Annotated in this window: 16 protein-coding genes and 1 tRNA gene; 10 read left to right on the forward strand and 7 right to left on the reverse strand. The window is 69.4% G+C overall.

Annotated features, from left to right (window positions below):
- Positions 1–68 precede the first annotated feature (68 nt).
- Both H4N64_RS18425 and H4N64_RS18430 read right to left on the reverse strand, forming a co-directional pair.
- Positions 69–536: an Atu1372/SO_1960 family protein gene (locus tag H4N64_RS18425; protein WP_186283445.1), complete on the reverse strand. Its 468-nt coding sequence runs from the start codon at positions 534–536 to the stop codon at positions 69–71.
- Positions 533–694, reverse strand: a complete 162-nt coding sequence (locus H4N64_RS18430; RefSeq protein ID WP_003975360.1) for a DUF4177 domain-containing protein — start codon at positions 692–694, stop codon at positions 533–535. Before H4N64_RS18430 ends, H4N64_RS18425 begins: the two co-directional genes overlap by 4 nt.
- Before the next feature lie 95 nt (positions 695–789).
- Between H4N64_RS18430 and bagA the strand changes: the two genes are divergently transcribed.
- Positions 790–1767 (forward strand): ATPase BagA, encoded by a 978-nt coding sequence (gene bagA, locus H4N64_RS18435; protein WP_186283446.1) that lies wholly within the window; start codon positions 790–792, stop codon positions 1765–1767.
- On the forward strand, positions 1764–3155 hold the full coding sequence (bagB, locus tag H4N64_RS18440) for an ATPase BagB (protein ID WP_186283447.1): 1392 nt from the start codon (positions 1764–1766) through the stop codon (positions 3153–3155). Before bagA ends, bagB begins: the two co-directional genes overlap by 4 nt.
- A gap of 13 nt (positions 3156–3168) precedes the next feature.
- Here bagB and wblA read toward each other — a convergent pair whose 3' ends face one another.
- The gene (gene wblA, locus H4N64_RS18445) at positions 3169–3507 is read right to left on the reverse strand and encodes a transcriptional regulator WblA (protein ID WP_067033339.1); all 339 of its coding nucleotides are present in this window, start codon (positions 3505–3507) and stop codon (positions 3169–3171) included.
- A 407-nt stretch (positions 3508–3914) separates the two neighbouring features.
- Here wblA and H4N64_RS18450 point away from each other — a divergent pair, with 407 nt between their 5' ends.
- Positions 3915–6197: a transglycosylase domain-containing protein gene (locus tag H4N64_RS18450; protein WP_186283448.1), complete on the forward strand. Its 2283-nt coding sequence runs from the start codon at positions 3915–3917 to the stop codon at positions 6195–6197.
- A 123-nt stretch (positions 6198–6320) separates the two neighbouring features.
- Here H4N64_RS18450 and H4N64_RS18455 read toward each other — a convergent pair whose 3' ends face one another.
- Positions 6321–6785 (reverse strand): GatB/YqeY domain-containing protein, encoded by a 465-nt coding sequence (locus tag H4N64_RS18455; protein WP_186283449.1) that lies wholly within the window; start codon positions 6783–6785, stop codon positions 6321–6323.
- Positions 6786–6894: 109 nt separating this feature from the next.
- Between H4N64_RS18455 and H4N64_RS18460 the strand changes: the two genes are divergently transcribed.
- The 4 genes from H4N64_RS18460 (at position 6895) to H4N64_RS18475 (ending at position 10047) form a co-directional block, all read left to right on the forward strand.
- Entirely contained in the window at positions 6895–7824 is a 930-nt protein-coding gene (locus H4N64_RS18460; RefSeq protein WP_186283450.1) for a metallophosphoesterase, read from the forward strand.
- A 116-nt stretch (positions 7825–7940) separates the two neighbouring features.
- Positions 7941–8726 (forward strand): Pr6Pr family membrane protein, encoded by a 786-nt coding sequence (locus tag H4N64_RS18465; RefSeq protein ID WP_186283451.1) that lies wholly within the window; start codon positions 7941–7943, stop codon positions 8724–8726.
- Positions 8727–8759: 33 nt separating this feature from the next.
- Positions 8760–8833: transfer RNA gene (locus H4N64_RS18470), tRNA-Pro, on the forward strand.
- A gap of 320 nt (positions 8834–9153) precedes the next feature.
- Complete coding sequence (locus H4N64_RS18475; protein ID WP_186283452.1) at positions 9154–10047, forward strand: phosphorothioated DNA-binding restriction endonuclease; 894 nt, start codon at positions 9154–9156, stop codon at positions 10045–10047.
- Positions 10048–10105: 58 nt separating this feature from the next.
- Here the strand turns inward: H4N64_RS18475 and H4N64_RS18480 are convergent, their stop codons facing one another.
- Together H4N64_RS18480 and H4N64_RS18485 are read right to left on the reverse strand one after the other, a co-directional pair.
- Entirely contained in the window at positions 10106–10807 is a 702-nt protein-coding gene (locus H4N64_RS18480; protein ID WP_186283453.1) for a TIGR03943 family putative permease subunit, read from the reverse strand.
- On the reverse strand, positions 10804–11811 hold the full coding sequence (locus H4N64_RS18485; protein WP_186283454.1) for a permease: 1008 nt from the start codon (positions 11809–11811) through the stop codon (positions 10804–10806). The genes H4N64_RS18480 and H4N64_RS18485 overlap by 4 nt, the downstream gene beginning before the upstream one ends.
- 173 nt (positions 11812–11984) lie before the next feature.
- Between H4N64_RS18485 and H4N64_RS18490 the strand changes: the two genes are divergently transcribed.
- Positions 11985–13895: an NAD-binding protein gene (locus H4N64_RS18490; protein WP_186283455.1), complete on the forward strand. Its 1911-nt coding sequence runs from the start codon at positions 11985–11987 to the stop codon at positions 13893–13895.
- Between the two features lie 512 nt (positions 13896–14407).
- On the opposite strand, the gene H4N64_RS18495 is transcribed toward H4N64_RS18490, so the two are convergent.
- On the reverse strand, positions 14408–16234 hold the full coding sequence (locus H4N64_RS18495; RefSeq protein ID WP_186283456.1) for a S9 family peptidase: 1827 nt from the start codon (positions 16232–16234) through the stop codon (positions 14408–14410).
- Between the two features lie 116 nt (positions 16235–16350).
- On the opposite strand from H4N64_RS18495, the gene H4N64_RS18500 reads away from it, so the two are divergent.
- A complete protein-coding gene (locus H4N64_RS18500) occupies positions 16351–16725 on the forward strand; it encodes a nuclear transport factor 2 family protein (protein ID WP_186283457.1) in 375 nt (124 codons plus the stop codon).
- A 43-nt stretch (positions 16726–16768) separates the two neighbouring features.
- Positions 16769–17554, forward strand: a complete 786-nt coding sequence (locus tag H4N64_RS18505) for an SURF1 family cytochrome oxidase biogenesis protein (protein ID WP_186283458.1) — start codon at positions 16769–16771, stop codon at positions 17552–17554.
- The last annotated feature ends 20 nt before the right edge of the window (positions 17555–17574 follow it).

Raw genomic sequence — 17574 nt, forward strand, 5'->3', positions numbered from 1 at the left:
GAGGTGCCTGGGGTCGGGGCGGCAGGGTGAGCCCACCCGTGCCGCCCCAGCTGCACGACTGCCCGCGGCTACGCCGGCAGCAGCTCCACCTGCACCTCGACCTCCACCGGCGCGTCCAGGGGCAGTACCGCGACCCCCACCGCGCTGCGTGCGTGGACGCCCTTGTCGCCCAGGACCTCGCCCAGGAGTTCGCTCGCGCCGTTGAGGACGGCCGGCTGGCCCGTGAAGTCGGCGGCCGAGGCGACGAAGCCCACGACCTTCACCACGCGGGCGATGCGGTCCAGGTCGCCGGCGACCGACTTGACCGCGGCGAGGGCGTTCAGGGCACAGATACGCGCCAGGTCCTTGGCCTCCTCCGGCGTGACCTCCCCGCCCACCTTGCCGGTGACCGGAAGCTTGCCCTCCACCATGGGCAGCTGGCCGGAGGTGTAGACGTACACGCCCGACTGCACGGCAGGCTGGTACGCGGCCAGCGGCGGCACGACCTCCGGCAGCGTCAGGCCCAGCTCGGCCAACCGAGCCTCGACCGCGCTCACGCCTGCTTCTCCCGCTTCAGGTAGGCCACCAACTGCTCGGGGTTGTTCGGCCCGGGCACGACCTGGACGAGCTCCCAGCCGTCCTCGCCCCAGGTGTCCAGAATCTGCTTCGTGGCGTGGACGAGCAGCGGCACGGTTGCGTATTCCCACTTGGTCATGTGGCCGACTCTAGCCGCTGCCGTACAAGCCCTCGCGCACACGTTGTCCACAGCCTCCGGCGTGATCCGGCGGCCGACTGGTTAGGCTCGAAGACGTGAGCAGGCTCCAGGTCGTCAGCGGCAAGGGCGGGACCGGAAAGACCACGGTCGCCGCCGCGCTAGCGCTCGCCCTCGCCACCGAGGGGAAGCGCACACTTCTCGTCGAGGTCGAGGGCAGGCAGGGCATCGCACAGCTCTTCGAGACAGAGGCGCTGCCCTATGAGGAGCGGAAGATCGCCGTCGCTCCAGGGGGCGGGGAGGTGTACGCCCTCGCCATCGACCCCGAACTGGCCCTTCTGGACTACCTCCAGATGTTCTACAAGATGGGCAGCGCGGGCAGAGCGCTCAAGAAGCTCGGCGCCATCGACTTCGCCACCACCGTCGCCCCGGGCCTGCGGGACGTCCTGCTGACGGGCAAGGCCTGTGAGGCCGTACGGCGAAAGGACAAGAGCGGGCGGTTCGTGTACGACTACGTCGTCATGGACGCCCCGCCCACCGGCCGCGTCACCCGCTTCCTGAACGTCAACGACGAGGTCGCGGGCCTCGCCAAGATCGGCCCGATACACAATCAGGCACAGGCCGTGATGCGGGTGCTGAAGTCGTCCGAGACCGCCGTGCACCTGGTGACGCTGCTGGAGGAGATGCCGGTCCAGGAGACCGCGGACGGCATCGCCGAACTGCACGCAGCACGGCTGCCGGTGGGCCGGGTCATCGTGAACATGGTGCAGCCCCAGGTGTTGGACGACGCCGAGCTGGAACTCGTACGCGGCACACCCCGTGCGGCCATCGCGCAGTCCCTGTCGGCGGCCGGCCTCGGCGGGGCGCGGCGCGGCGGGCACGCGGAGCGGCTGGTGGACCCGCTGCTGCGGCAGGCCGATGAGTACGCCGAGCGGTACACGCTGGAGCACGAACAGCGGGCCGTCCTCGGTGAACTGGGCCTGCCGCTGCACGAACTGCCGCTGCTCACCGAGGGCATGGACCTGGCAGGGCTGTACGAACTGGCCACCGAGCTGCGAGAGCAGGGGATGACATGAGCCCGGAAGCCGACCGCTCCCACACCCAGGCCCACCATCACCTCTCCCCCGCGCGCGGGCTTGACGTCGATCCGCTGCTGGACGATCCGAAGACCCGGATCATCGTGTGCTGCGGCTCCGGCGGCGTCGGCAAGACGACCACCGCGGCCGCGCTCGGGCTGCGGGCCGCCGAGCGCGGCCGGAAGGTCGTGGTGCTCACCATCGACCCCGCGCGCAGGCTCGCCCAGTCGATGGGCATCGACTCGCTCGACAACACCCCGCGCCGGGTGAAGGGCGTCGAGGGAGACGGCGAACTGCACGCCATGATGCTCGACATGAAGCGCACCTTCGACGAGATCGTCGAGGCGCACGCGGACCCCGAGCGGGCGGCCGCGATCCTGGGCAACCCCTTCTACCAGTCGCTCTCGGCGGGCTTCGCGGGCACGCAGGAGTACATGGCGATGGAGAAGCTCGGCCAGCTGCGGGCGAAGGACGAGTGGGATCTCATCGTCGTCGACACACCCCCGTCCCGCTCCGCGCTGGACTTCCTGGACGCCCCCAAGCGGCTCGGCTCCTTCCTCGACGGCAAGCTGATCCGCGTCCTCCTCGCCCCCGCCAAGGTCGGTGGCCGCGCGGGGATGAAGTTCCTGAACGTCGGTATGTCGATGATGACCGGCGCGCTCGGCAAGCTGCTCGGGGGTCAACTGCTCAAGGACGTCCAGACGTTCGTGGCCGCGATGGACTCGATGTTCGGCGGGTTCCGTACGCGCGCGGACGCGACGTACAAGCTGCTCCAGGCGCCCGGGACGGCGTTCCTGGTGGTCGCGGCGCCGGAGCGGGACGCGCTGCGGGAGGCCGCGTACTTCGTGGAGCGGCTGGCCGCCGAGGACATGCCGCTCGCGGGTCTGGTGCTCAACCGTGTCCACGGCAGCGCCGCCGACCGGCTGTCGGCCGAGCGGGCGCTCGCCGCCGCGGAAAATCTTGAGGAGTTCCGCATTGTCGATCAGGAGGGCGGGAAAGCTGGACTTCGTAACTCTCCCGACACGTACGGCAGTTCAGAATCTCCCTCATCCGAGACCGCATCCACGACCGCACCCGAGCCCGTGCCCGAGCACGCATCCGAGGCCGCCGAGGAAGGCTCCCCCGCCGCCATGGACACGGCCCCGTCGGACCAGGGTGCACACTCCACCGACCAGCTCACCGCAGGCCTGTTGAGGCTGCACGCGGACCGTATGCAACTGCTCTCCCGCGAGCAGCGCACGCGGGATCGCTTCACCGCGCTTCACCCCGAGGTGGCGGTGGCCGAAGTGGCCGCACTGCCCGGCGATGTGCATGACCTCGCGGGACTACGGGACATCGGAAAGCGGCTGGCGGCCGGCCGACCGGAGCTGCCCAACTCCGGGGCCTGACCGACCTGAGCCGTCAGCTCACAGCCGCGTAGTTCTCGTACACCTCGTCATCATCGAGGGGCAGGATTCCCGCCCCTCGCTCGTACTCCGTACGAGCCGTCTCCAGCAGCCGGCGCCATGAGGTGACGGTGGGCCGCCTGCGCAGCAGTGCGCGGCGCTCCCGCTCCGTCATGCCTCCCCATACGCCGAACTCGACGCGGTTGTCGAGCGCATCAGCCAGGCATTCCGTGCGTACCGGACATCCGGTGCACACCGCCTTGGCCCTGTTCTGCGCTGCTCCCTGAACGAACAGTTCATCCGGATCGGTAGTGCGGCAGGCCGCCTGCGCACTCCAGTCGGTTACCCAGCCCATACCGGCGCCGTCCTCTCCCGAATCGAGGCTCCCCCACGGCGGCAGCGGCATATTCACCGCCGCCAGTTGAGGACGTTACGGAAGGTGGGCACAGCGCAACACCCCCAGCGGGCCCAATCTTGAATGGCCCGAACGGACTATGGGTAAGCGGCAGATCACCCGGGGGAGTGAGCTGGTGACATGCGTGATCATCCCGGCAAACCGGGACAGTTCTGTTGAGTCACAACGGACGCCGGGTGACACTCAAGGCGGATTCGGACACGTTCCCATCAAAAAGTTGATGGTCGACCGGAACGATTCGGGGTCGCCGGACGTATTGATACGTGGTCCTACTGCTGTGACAGTTGAGAGCAGCTTAGGCCAAGGGATATACGCGTGTCCGGCGAATGAGAACGTAGGCTGCCCTCATGCCAAAGAAGCGCTCGGGCGGTGGTCTGTCGCCAACGCAGCAGGCCGCCAAGTTCCTCGGTGTCAGTGTGCTCGCGGGAGCCGTCCTGGCAGGGATCGCCCTGCCCGCGGTCGGCGCGCTGGGGCTGGCGGCCAAGGGTTCGGTGGAGAGTTTCGACGAGCTCCCGGCCAACCTCAAGACGCCGCCGCTGAGTCAACGCACCACGATCCTCGACGCCAAGGGCGGCACGATCGCCACGGTCTACTCGCGCGACCGCACGGTGGTCGACCTCAAGGACGTCTCGCCGTACATGCAGAAGGCGATCGTCGCGATCGAGGACGCCCGCTTCTACGAGCACGGCGCGGTCGACCTGAAGGGCGTCCTGCGCGCACTGAACCGCAACGCGCAGAGCGGCGGGGTCGCCGAGGGCGCCTCCACGCTCACCCAGCAGTACGTGAAGAACGTCTTCGTGGAGGAGGCCGGCGACGACCCGACGAAGGTCGCGCAGGCCACCCAGCAGACCCTTGGCCGCAAGATCCGCGAACTGAAGTACGCGATCCAGGTCGAGGAGGAGCTGGGCAAGAAGAAGATCCTTGAGAACTACCTGAACATCACGTTCTTCGGCCAGCAGGCCTACGGTGTCGAGGCCGCGGCCCAGCGTTACTTCTCCAAGTCGGCGAAGGACCTCCAGCTCCAGGAGGCCGCGCTGCTCGCCGGCATCGTCCAGTCGCCGTCGCGCTACGACCCGGTCAACGACGAGACCGAGGCCATCAAGCGGCGCAACACCGTGCTCCAGCGCATGGCCGAAGTCGGCGACGTCTCCCAGGCGGAGGCCGACAAGGCCGCCGAGAAGCCGCTGGGCCTGAAGGTCAGCAAGCCCAAGAACGGCTGCATCACCGCCGTGAAGGGCGCGGGCTTCTTCTGCGACTACGTCCGGGCGGCCTTTCTGAGCGACCCGGTCTTCGCCAAGTCCAAGGAGGCCCGGGCCAAGATCTGGAACCAGGGCGGTCTGACCATCCAGACCACCCTCGACCCGCAGGCCCAGGAGTCGGTCCAGCAGTCGGTCAAGGACCACGTCAACCAGAGCGACGACGTGGCGACCGCGGCGACCATCGTCGAACCCGGCACCGGCAAGATCCTCGCCATGGGCCAGTCCCGCCCGTACGGCTTCGGCAAGAACGAGACGCAGATCAACCTCTCCGTCGACGCGGCCATGGGCGGCGGCGCGGGCTACCAGCCCGGTTCGACCTTCAAGCCGATCGTGGCCGCGGCGGCCATCGAGGGCGGCATGCCGGCGAACAAGGTGTACGCGTCGCCGTACAAGATGGACTACCCGAGCCCGGTCTCGGCCTGTGACGGCAAGACCTGGAACGAACAGGGCGTCTCGCTCACCAACGAGAACGAGTCCGAGGTCGGCCCGTACGACATGAAGGAAGCGACCGCGAAGTCGGTCAACACCTACTACGTCGAGATGATCAGCGACATCGGCATCTGCCCGGTGACCGAGATGGCCGAGAAGATGGGCGTCGAGCGCGCGGACGGCGGCAAGATGCAGCAGGCCCCCTCCATCGCCCTCGGCACCCAGGAGATGTCCCCGCTGACCATGGCGAACGGCTACGCCACCTTCGCCTCGCGCGGCATGTACTGCACACCGATCGCCATCGAGTCGATCACCCAGCGCGTCGGTGGCAAGACCAATTCCCTTGAGGTCCCGAAGTCGACCTGCTCGCGGGCGATGTCCGAGAAGACCGCCGACACCATCAACACCCTGCTGCGGGGCGTGGTCGAGGACGGTACGGGCCAGCAGGCGGGCCTCAGCGGCCGCCCGAGCGCCGGTAAGACCGGTACGACGGACGAGCGGTACGCCGCCTGGTTCGTGGGCTACACCCCGAACATGGCCGGTGCCGTCTGGGTCGGCGACCCCGCGCACAAGCGGAAGATGCAGGACATCACGATCGGCGGCGTCTGGCACGACAAGGTCTTCGGTGGCCAGGTGCCCGGCCCGATCTGGCGCGACATGATGACCGGCGCGCTGGAGGGCAAGGAGGCGCCCGAGTTCAGCCTCGTCAACATCCCGAGCAGCGACAAGGGCGACCGGGACCGCGGCGACGATGACAACGGCAATGGCGACGAGAACGGCAACAACGGCAACGGCAACGGTGGTCTGATCGGCGGTCTGGTCGACGGCGGTACGAGCACCGGAACCGACGGGGGTACGACCCCGACCCCGTCGTACTCCATCCCGGAGGACTTCTTCCAGGGGCAGACGAACAGCGGGAACGGCAATGGCGGGCGGGACTGAGGCCAGCTGGGGCGACTGAGATCGGCTGGGACGACTGCGGCCCCTTTCCCTTTACGGAGGGGAAGGGGCCGTAGGCCTTGAACGGGCCGTAGGCCTTTATGGGCGTGCCTTTGTGGCCGCCGGTCAGCCCGCGAGGAGCTTCTTCACGGCGGCGGCGACGCGGCCGCCCTCCGCCTGACCCGCCACCTTCGGGTTCACGATCTTCATGACCGCACCCATGGCCCGCGGGCCCTCGGCTCCGGCCGCCTTGGCCTCCTCGACGGCCTGGGCGACGATCCGCTCCAGCTCCTCGTCGCCGAGCTGCTTGGGCAGGTACGCGGCAAGCACCTCGCCCTCCGCCTTCTCCCTCTCGGCCGACTCGGCACGACCACCCTGCGCGAAGGCGTCCGCGGCCTCGCGACGCTTCTTCGCCTCCTTGGTGATCACCTTGAGAACCTCGTCGTCGGAGAGCACGCGCTTCTCCTTGCCCGCGACCTCCTCCTTGGTGATCGCGGCGAGCGTCAGCCGGAGCGTCGAGGAGCGCAGCTCGTCGCGCTCCTTGATCGCGGCGTTGAGGTCTTCCTGAAGCTTCGACTTGAGCGTGGTCATGCGGTCGATTGTCGCAGGTACGGGTGACAGAACGCCCGTTGATTTCCCCATGGGGCCCTTGAGGGGCGGTCGGGCACGGGAGTTGGGCGCGGTCTGACACGATGGAGGCATGCGCGCGCGATACGGAGTACCTCTGGGGATCGCGGCGGCTGGCGCCGCCGGTGTGTTGTATTCGGCGGGTTTCGAGGCCCGCTCCTTCCGCCTGCGACGGGTGACGGTCCCCGTCCTCCCCGCGGGTATGCGCCCGCTGCGCGTGCTCCAGGTCTCCGACATCCACATGGTGAGCGGTCAGCGCAAGAAGCAGCGCTGGCTGCGCTCGCTGGCGGGCCTGCGCCCCGACTTCGTGATCAACACGGGCGACAACCTCTCGGACCCCGAGGGCGTGCCGGAGGTCCTGGACGCGCTGGGCCCGCTGATGGAGTTCCCCGGGGCGTACGTCTTCGGCTCCAACGACTACTACGGCCCCAAGCTCCGTAACCCCGCCCTCTACCTCCTGGAGAAGGCGCAGGGCCGGCACGGTCTGAACGGCAACCCGCCGGCGGTCGGCGCGATCCACAACCCGTGGGAGAACCTGCGGGACGGCTTCGACACGGCGGGCTGGGTGAACCTCACCAACACGCGCGGCACCCTGAAGGTCGACGGCGTGTCGGTGGAGCTGACGGGCCTGGACGACCCGCACATCAGGAGGGACCGGTACGACGAGGTCGCGGGCGGCCCGTCCGGTACGGCGGACTTCTCGATGGGCGTGGTGCACGCGCCGTATCTCCGCGTCCTGGACGCCTTCACGGCGGACGACTACCCCCTGGTCCTGGCCGGCCACACGCACGGGGGCCAGCTGTGCGTCCCCTTCTACGGGGCCCTCGTCACCAACTGCGACCTGGACACGGAGCGGGTGAAGGGGCTCTCGACGCACAGGGCGGACGGCCGTACGGCGTACCTGCACGTCTCGGCGGGCTGCGGGACGAACCGCTACACGCCGTTCCGGTTCGCGTGCCCGCCGGAGGCGACGCTGCTGACGCTGGTGGAGGCGGCGGGATAGGGGTGTGCGGGCCATGGGGGCCATGGGGGCCATGGGGGCCATGGGGGCCATGGGAAGGTAACCCGCACGGCCCGCCCATATAGCCTGTTTTGCCCCATCTGCTTAGCGTGAGGGGCATGACCGCCCCCATACCCAGGGACATCCCGGATCTGCCCGCCGTACCGGGCATACCCGCGCTGATACCCTCACACGTCCCGGCCACGGCCGTGGTGGCGCCCGGGCGCCGCCGTCTGGCCGCCGTGTTCCGCCTGCTGGTCGCCCTGGCGGCGGCCGGGGCGGTGACGATCGAACTCGTCCTCAGCAGCCCCCTGCGGATGCTCGGCTACTTCACGATCCAGAGCAACATCATGCTGGCGCTGGTCATGCTGCCGGCGGCCCGCCGAGCATGGACGGCCCGCCGCCCACTCCCCTCGGCCATCACAGGCGCAACGTTGCTCTACGTGGCGACAACGGGCCTCGTCTACCACCTACTCCTGGCGAACGCGTCGAGCCCGTTCTCGATGACGGGAGAGGCGGCACCGCCGACAGGCTGGCACGCGGTCGCGAACCACGTCCTGCACACGATCACCCCGATCGCGGCGACCCTGGACTGGCTGCTGCTGACGGCACCGGGCAGCCTGCACGTACGCCAGGCGGCGACGTGGCTGCTGTACCCCCTGACATACCTGGCCTTCTCCCTCGCCCGAGCCGAACTACTGTCGACCGGCACCCCGGCCCGCTACCTCTACCCGTTCCTTGACGTGGACCTGCACGGCTACAAGAGCGTCCTCGGCAACGCCCTCCTCCTCGGCCTCTCCATCTACGCCCTGGCCATCCTCCTGGTCGCCCTGGACCACGCCCGCCCCAACCCCGTCCGCCACCGCGCCAAAACCGGATTTCGCCTCCAGCCACCGGTGGGCTAAAGTAAACGACGTCACCGCGACAAGCGGGGACATCGGGGTGTAGCGCAGCTTGGCAGCGCGCTTCGTTCGGGACGAAGAGGTCGTGGGTTCAAATCCCGCCACCCCGACAGGGAAATACCAGGTCAGGCCCGGTGCTGAGGGATCAGCGCCGGGTCTGAATTGTTGTGTGGGTGCGGCGGCTCCCAGCGAGGGGAGTTCCCGCTTCGAGCATCAGGTTGTGGACGTCGGCGGGTACCCGTACCGCTGGCGCGGGAGCACCGCTTGAGGTCGGTGACCGGGCGCCTATGATCATGGTCTTGCGCGTGTCCCCATGGAGATCGAGCCCCCTGGCCCGGGGTGCTTGCCCTATCGGGCACGCCGAAGGTGTTGGGCGGTGCGGTGCGCCAGGGGGAGGTCGTCCGGCAGCACGTCGCTACGATCATGGGTCATGGATTGGCTGGAGCGCGCCGCGAGTCTGAGGCAGTGGAGCCGGGACGGGATACGGGCACCGCACAAGCCGTTGCTGCTGCTGTACGCGCTGGGCCGTTTCCAGGCCGACGCCGAGGGCGAGTTGCGTTACAGCTCGGTGGAGGCCGATCTGAAGCAGCTGCTGGCGGAGTACGGCCCCGCGCGCGCAACCACCCCCGCCTACCCCTTCCACCACCTGGCCAACGACGAGGTGTGGGAGGTACGCACCGACCGCGGCGCCGGCAGCCCCGGCACCGGAGTTCGCGAACTGCGGTCCAGCGGCGCCACCGGACAGCTGGCCCCCGACCTGCGCGCGGCACTGCGCCGCGAGCCCTCCCTCCTCGGCCGCATGGCAAGGGTTCTGCTGGACCTGCATTTCCCGCCCTCGCTCCATCCGGACCTGTGCGAGGCAGTCGGCCTGGAACTGGAGCTGGCGGAAACCGACGCCCTCGCCGCCCCGGAGCGACGCCAACGCGACCGCCGTATGCGGGAGTTGGTCCTGACCGCCTACGAGTACCAGTGCGCCTTCTGTGGCTATGACGGCATGATCGGCACCGTACCCGTCGCGCTGGAGGCCGCGCACGTGCGCTGGTGGGCGTACGACGGTCCGGACGACGTCGACAACGGACTGTGCCTGTGCTCCCTGCACCACAAGCTCTTCGACATGGGCGTTCTCGGCATAGGCGACGGCCACCGCATCCTGGTCTCCCAGCGCTTCGTCGGCCGCAGTCCCGCCGCCCGCGACCACGTCACCGCTCTCGCCGGCCGCCCCCTCATCGGCCCCCAGCCCGGCATCCGGCCTGTCGCGGCGACCCACCGCACCTGGCACACCAGCCAGGTCTTCAAGGGCTCCCCACGCCCCAGCGCCGCCTGACTTCGTTGTGCCCGGCCCGCTTCTCCTCCACTTTGCGCTGTGCATCCTCTCCAGCCGGCTAGTTGTTCCAGGTTTCGTCGTACGGGTCCTGTGGGGCCCTCGTGGGGGTTGCCTCTGTCACCTTCAGGTACGGGATGGGGGCGCCGTTTACCGGGTCCTTTGTGGTTCGGGGGGTGTAGGTGCCTGTTACTCGTAGCCAGGTGTCCGGGCGTAGGACCGGGGGGACCCGGCCTGTCAGGGCGACTTTGATCGGTTGGGCGTCTGCTGCGCAGCAGTTCAGGGTCATTCGGACCAGGTAGGGGGTGCCTGATGGGGACAGGGCTACGAAGCCTGTGATCTCTACGCTGCGGTTCCTCAAGGTGCGGCCCTTGTCGTATGCCGCTCTCGCCGCGTAGTCCGTCAGGGGTAGGGGGAGCGGGTCGGCGGGCGGCAGATTCTCGTAGCCGTACGGCTCTTGCAGGGCCGTTCCGGTGCGTAGCGCGCTGTATGAGCCCAGGGCTGGTGGGGCCACCAGGATCAGGGCCAGTACGGGGAGGGTCAGGAGCCAGCTGATTCGTGGTTCCGGGTGGGTGGCGGGGGTGGGGGTCTTTCGTTCGTACCAGGCCGTTGCCAGGGAGGCTGTGATCAGGATTGCCGCTGAGAGCAGTAGCAGGGGGCGTAGGCCTGACTTGACGTACCGCAGGTACAGGTCCGTCGTGGCCGCGTGCAGCAGTGACGCGCCCAGCAGGAACAGGATCGCCGCCTGGGCCTGGCGCTTCACAGGAGCACCGTTCCGGTCGCCGTCGAGATCGCTACCGCCACCACGAAGGTCGTCGGCGCGAAGCGCAGGGCGAAGGCCCGGCCGAAGGTGCCTGCCTGCATCGCGAAGAGCTTCAGGTCGATCATGGGGCCCACGACGAGGAAGGTGAGCCTCGCCGTCAGGGAGAAGTGGGTCAGGGACGCCGCCACGAATGCGTCCGCCTCCGAGCAGAGTGAGAGCAGTACGGCCAGGACTGCGAGGGCGAGGATCGCCAGCGGTGGGCTGGATGCCAGTTGCTGCAGCCATGTTTCCGGTGCCGCCGCCTTCAACGTCGCCGCGGCCATCGCGCCCACCACCAGGAAGCCGCCGGCGTGCATCACGTCATGGCGGACCGAGCCCCAGAAGGCGGCTCCCCTGGTCTGGCACTCGTGGGACGAGCGGGTCGGTGGGCGCAGCCAGTCCGTGCGGCCCAGGCGTAGCCACAGCCAGCCCATCGCGCAGGCCGTCAGGAGGCTGGCCACCAGGCGGGCCAGGACCATCTCCGGGGCGCCCGGGAACGCCACCGCCGTCGACGTCAGCACGATCGGGTTGATCGCCGGAGCCGAGAGGAGAAAGGCCAGCGCCGCGGCCGGGGTTACTCCTCGGCGGACCAGTGCTCCTGCCACGGGGACCGACGCGCATTCGCAGCCCGGCAGTACCGCTCCCGCCGCGCCCGCCACCGGGACCGCTAGAGCGGGGCGGGTGGGGAGGGCTCGGGCGAAGAACGTCGGGGGGACGAACACCGCGATCGCCGCCGACAGTAGAACGCCCAGCACCAGGAAGGGCAGCGCCTGGATCATCACCGCCACGAAGACCGTCGTCCAGCTCTGCATCACGGGGGCGGACAGGGCTCCGCGCAGGGGGTTCTGCAGAAGTACGGCGAGCAGGAGCAGTGTGATGAAGAGGAGGGGGCCCGCTTGGCGGCCTTCGTCCTGGTCGGGGTCGGGGTCGGGGTCGGGGGGTCGGGTTCGGGTGGTGGTCGCCACGGGCGGTCGCGTCCCTCCGGTGGGATCTTGCTCGTCTTCCTCCCCTCTCTTACGGGGAGTTGGCGTTCCTTGTTCAGGTGCCTGCTGGAACCACTCGTCCCGGTGAGGCAGTCTTTTCCCTCGTGGGGAGCGTTCCGAGTCAGGCTCAGCCGGGTGGTGTGCCATCCGCGCACATGGTGGTGTGCGGCGACGACGGGCTCGCGCATCGGCTCGTCGCCGAACTGCGGGGGGTCTACGGCGAACAGGTCACGCTCGTCGTACCGCCCTCCGAACGGAGGGTACGCCCGCCGGTGGTCGGGCGGGCGCGTGCCGCTTCGGCTGCCCTGCTCGACCGGGTGGTCAACGCCGCCGTGGGCCGGGCCGCGGGGAACGGGGCGCCGGTCGACAGCGAGCGGGTCGTCGAGGCCGCCGAGGTCACGGAGGCCGTGCTGGCTGACGTCGGCGTCGAGCGGGCCGCCGCGCTCGCCCTCGTCTATGACGACGACGAGACCAATATCCGCGCGGCCCTCACCGCACGCCGGCTCAATCCCCGGCTGCGGCTCGTCCTACGGCTCTACAACCGGCGGTTGGGGCAGCACATCGAGGAACTCCTCGATCAGGCCGCCGCGTTGGCCATGGGAAACGGTGTCTCCGATGCCTCCGACGCCTCCACAGTCGTACTGTCCGACGCCGACACCGCCGCTCCCGCGCTGGTCGCCACCGCGCTTGTCGGTACCAGCAAGGTCGTACAGACCGATGGGTTACTGCTGCGGGCGGTGGAGCGGCAGCCGGGTGGGGACGGGCGGGTGGCGGCTTCCGGGCTGGTCACCTTGGCGTTGCTCTCCGCCTCCGGGAACGATTCCGGTGGGTCCGAGAGCGGGGAGCAGGGGCCGCAGTTGCTGCCCGACGAGACCGCGGTGCGGGAGGCGCGGGGGCGGGGGGCCGTCGTGCTGGAGCAGGTGTCGTACTCGGGGCCTTCCATGTCGGGTGGGCGGGGGGTTGTGCCGGCGTTCGCGTCCTTGTTCTCGCGGCGGCTTCGGTGGTCGTTGGCGGGGCTTGTGGGGTGTGTCTTCGGGCTGGCCGTGGCGTTGACCGTGGCTACCGGGGATCATCCGCTGCACGCGACTTACGAGACGCTTCTCGATCTCTTCGCCATCAATGAGCCGGCGCTGCATGAATCCACGAGTCGGCAAGTGCTTCAACTCCTTTCCGGGCTGCTGGGGTTGCTGTTGTTGCCGGTGTTGTTGGCGGCGGTGCTTGAGGCGTTGGGGACCTTTCGGAGTGCCTCCGCTCTGCGGAAGCCGCCTCGGGGGCTGGGTGGGCATGTGGTGCTGCTCGGGCTGGGGAAGATCGGGACTCGGGTGCTGACCCGGTTGCGGGAGCTGCATATTCCGGTGGTGTGCGTCGAGGCCGATCCTGAGGCCCGTGGGATGGCCACGGCTCGGCGGTTGCGGGTGCCTGTGGTGTTGGGGGATGTCACGCAGGAGGGGGTGTTGGAGGCCGCGAAGGTTCATCGGGCGAATGCGTTGCTGGCGGTGACCAGTGCGGATACGACGAACCTTGAGGCTGTGCTGGCGGCTCGGTCGGTTCGGCCCGACTTGCGGGTGGTGCTTCGGCTCTACGACGACGACTTTGCGACGGCCGTGTATCGAACGCTGCGGGCCGCGCATCCGTTTGCCTCCACTCGGAGTCGGAGCGTTACGCATTTGGCGGCGCCCGCGTTTGCCGGGGCGATGTTGGGGCGGCAGATTCTGGGGGCGATTCCGGTCGAGCGGCGGGTGTTGTTGTTCGCGGCTGTGGAGGTGGGTGGGCATTCGCAGTTGGAGGGGCGGACTGTGAGGGAGGCGTTTCGGGCGGGGGCCTGGCGGGTGTTGGCGTTGGATACGGCGGCGGGGGATGCGGCGGCTGGTTCTGGCTCGGGTTCCGGTTCCGGTTCCGGTTTTGAGGGTGGGGGCGGGGATTCGGGTGTGCGGGGGTCTGGGCTGGTGTGGGATCTGCCTGACACGTATGTCTTGAGGGCTGAGGACCGGGTTGTGTTGGCTGCTACGCGGAGGGGGCTGGCGGAGTTGTTGGGGCGGAGGCGGCGGGAGCCCGCGGGGGCGTGAGCTGGGCCTGGGCTGAGGTGCCCGTCGGGTGCGCTTCGCTTGCCCGCGCTTGTGGGGCGCCGCTGCGTGGGGGTGACCGCCGGGCGGGACACGCGGCCCGGCGCTGACGGGGCGCCGCAGCGTGCAGGCGACCACCGGGCGGGACACGCGGCCCGGCGCTACGGGGTGCCGCAGCGCCCACCCGTGCCGCCCCAGCGGCACGACTGCCCGCAGCTACGCAAGTTCTGCGGCACCGCAGCACGCGTGGGCGCCGGTGCGGCGGACGGCGCAGAAGATGGGCACCGTCGCTTGGGTGGGCGCCGCCCCAGCGGCACAACTGCCCGCAACTACGCAGGATCTACGCACCGCAGCACGCGTGGGCGCCGGTGCGGCGGACGGCGCAGAAGATGGGCACCGTCGCTTGGGTGGGCGCCGCCCCAGCGGCACAACTGCCCACAGCTACGCAGGATCTACGCACCGCAGCGTGGGTGGGCGCCGGCTCTGCGGCAGGGGGCTGGCCGGCGCCGCTCTCGTCAGGGGTTCAGGTGGCGGTTTGCGAAGTCCAGTTCCAGGCGTACCTGTTTGATTCGTTCGTCTACTACCAGGGAGCCGTGGCCCGCGTCGTAGCGGTAGACCTCGTGGATCGCTGCTCGGGATTCCAGGCGTTTCACGTAGTTGTCGATCTGGCGGATGGGGCAGCGGGGGTCGTTCACGCCTGCCGAGATGTAGACCGGGGCTTTTACCTCGTCCACGTAGGTGAGGGGGGAGGATGCCTCGAAGCGTTCCGGAACCTCCTCCGGGGTGCCGCCCAGGAGGGTGCGGTCCATGGCCTTCAGGGCTTCCATTTCGTCGTGGTAGGCCGTTACGTAGTCCGCTACCGGAACCGCCGCGATGCCCAGGGTCCAGGCGTCCGGCTGGGTGCCCAGGCCCAGGAGGGTGAGGTAGCCGCCCCAGGAGCCGCCCGTCAGGATCAGGCGGGTGGGGTCGGCCAGGCCCGACGAGACCGCCCATTCTCGGACCGCCTCGATGTCTTCCAGTTCGATCAGGCCGACCCGGTGCTTCAGGGCGTCCGTCCAGGCTCGGCCGTAGCCCGTCGAGCCTCGGTAGTTGACTCGGATGACCGCGTAGCCGTGGTCCACCCAGGCCGCCGGGCCCGCGGCGAAGGCGTCGCTGTCGTGCCAGGTGGGGCCGCCGTGGATGTCGAAGACCGTGGGGAGCGGGGTGGTCGCGTTCGCCGGCTTCTGGATCAAGGCGTGGATGCGGCCTCCTGGACCCTCCACCCATACGTCCTCCACCGGAACCGAGCCCGGGGACTTCATTCCCGGTGGGTCAAGGACCACCTTGCCCGTCGTCGATCGGACCGTCGACGGTTCGGCGGCCGAGGACCAGAGGAACTCGACCGTGCCGTCGGGGCGGGCCGTCGCGCCCGAGACCGTGCCCTCAGGGGTGGGGATCTTGGTCAGGTCATGGGTGGTGAGGTCATAGCGGAAGAGTTCGCTACGGGCCTCGTAGCTGTGCGCCACCAGCAGGCCCGAGCCGTCCGGGTACCACTCGGCGCTCACATCGCCCGGGAGGTCCAGGGACAGGTCCGTCTCCTCGCCCGTCGCCACGTCCCACACCAGCGGTTCCCAGCGGCCGCGACGCTGATGGCCGACGAGGAGACGGGTGTCGCCGTCGACCGGGGCGAAGCCCAGCACCTCCAGGCCCAGCTCGACGGTGCCGCCCTTGGTGTCGTCCAGCTCGGCGACCGCCGTGCCGTCCGGGCGCAGGACGCGCAGGGCGGAGTGCATCGCGTCGCCGTGCTCGGTGTGCTCGACGGCGATCAGCGAACCGTCGTGGGAGAGGTCGCCGACGCCCGCGGACTCGCGGTGGCGGTAGATCTCCGCCGGGGGCTCGCCGAGGCGGGCGAGATGGATCGTGGTGCCCTCGTCGTCCGTCGAGCGGCCCACGATCGCCGTACGGCCGTCGCGGCCGAGGGCCAGGCCCGCCGGGTAGGAGGGGTCGAGGCCCGGGGTCGCCAGCTCGTCTTCGGCGCCGTCGAAGGGCTGGCGGCGCCAGACGCCGAACTCGTCGCCGTCCTTGTCGTCGAACCACCAGATCCAGGCGCCGTCCGGGGAGAGCACGCCGTCCGTCGTGCCGTTCGGGCGGTTCGTCACCTGGCGCTGCTCGCCCGTGGCTCGGTCCCAGGCGTACAGCTCGTACGTCCCCGTCGCGTTCGACACGAACAGGGAGCGGTCCGGGGCGTCCTGCGCCCAGTCCGGCAGTGACACCCGCGGCGCCCTGAAGCGCTTCTCCCAGTCCGGCATGTCCCGGTTCTGCTCCTGCTGATCCGGCGCGGCGGACCCGTTGCTCTCAGTCATGGCCCCATAGTGCCTGCCCGAACCGACAATGCGCTGGCTCGGTCCTCAGCCTGTGGATAACTCCCGTCACCGGCGGCCGCTGCCCGTTGTCAGTGGCGGGGTGCACACTGCGGGGCATGACCGATTTGCGGAAGACCGTCGAGGTGTTCTGGGCCGCCGCGGAGGCCCGGGACTGGGACGCGTTCGCGGGGACGCTCGCGGAGGATGTGGTGTACGAGGCGCCGCTGAGCCGGGAGCGGGTGCGGGGGCGGGAGGCGTATGTGCGGTTCAATCGCGAGTTTCCCGGGGACTGGCATGTACGGGTCGAGCGGGTGGTCGCCGAGCCGGGGCAGGCCGTGTCCTGGATACGGTTCACGCTCGGGTCCGAGGTGAATGTCGGGATCTCCTTCTTCACCGGGGACGAGCGGGGGCTGATCACCGGGGTCACGGACTTCTGGCCCGATCCGTACGAGCCGCCGGCGAACCGGGCCCATCTCACCGAGCGGTACTGACCCCGCGGGATCGGGGTTCGGGCGGTGCCCGTACCGTGGTGGCGTGTACCGGTTTCTGCTGACGCCCCGTTGGTGGGGGATCAACGTCTTCGTGCTGCTCGCCATTCCCTTCTGCATCTTCATGGGGTCCTGGCAGCTGGGCCGGTTCGAGGAGCGGGTGGCGGACCACCAAGGGGCCGAGGCGCGGGCCGCGTCCGACAAACGGGAGGCGGCTCGGCCGGTTGCCGAGATGCTCCCTGTGGACAAGACGACGGTGGGGAAGCAGGTCACGGCGACCGGGCGGTACGGAAAGCAGTTGCTCGTGCCGGATCGGGAGCTGGACGATCGGCGGGGGTTCTACGTCCTGACGCTGCTGCGGACCGATGACGGGTCGGCGTTGCCGGTGGTGCGGGGGTGGGTGCCTGGCGATGCTGATGCTTCCAAGGTGCCGACCGCGCCTTCGGGGAAGGTCACCGTGACCGGGGCCTTGCAGGCGTCCGAGCAGCCTGGGGAGAACGGGGTGCCTGGGCAGGGGGGGTTGCCTGCGGGGCAGACCGGGGCGATCAGTGCGGCGTCTTTGGTGAACCTCGTTTCTTACGACGTGTATGACGCGTGGGTGACCCTGAACGAGGGGGACGGGGGGATGAAGGCCGTGCCGGTGAGTGCGGCGCGGGATTCCGGGTTGGATCTGAAGGCGTTCCAGAACCTTGGGTATACCGGGGAATGGTTTGTCTTCGCGGCGTTTGTGGTTTTCATGTGGTTCCGGTTGTTGCGGCGTGAGGTGGAGTTCGCGCGGGACGCGGAGCTGGGGTTGGTGCCGCGGGAGGACGACGAGCGGGTGGCTGTGTGACGTTCTGCCGGCCCGTGCTG

It is taken from the genome of Streptomyces cupreus, from assembly GCF_014257025.1.
GTDB lineage: Bacteria > Actinomycetota > Actinomycetes > Streptomycetales > Streptomycetaceae > Streptomyces > Streptomyces cupreus.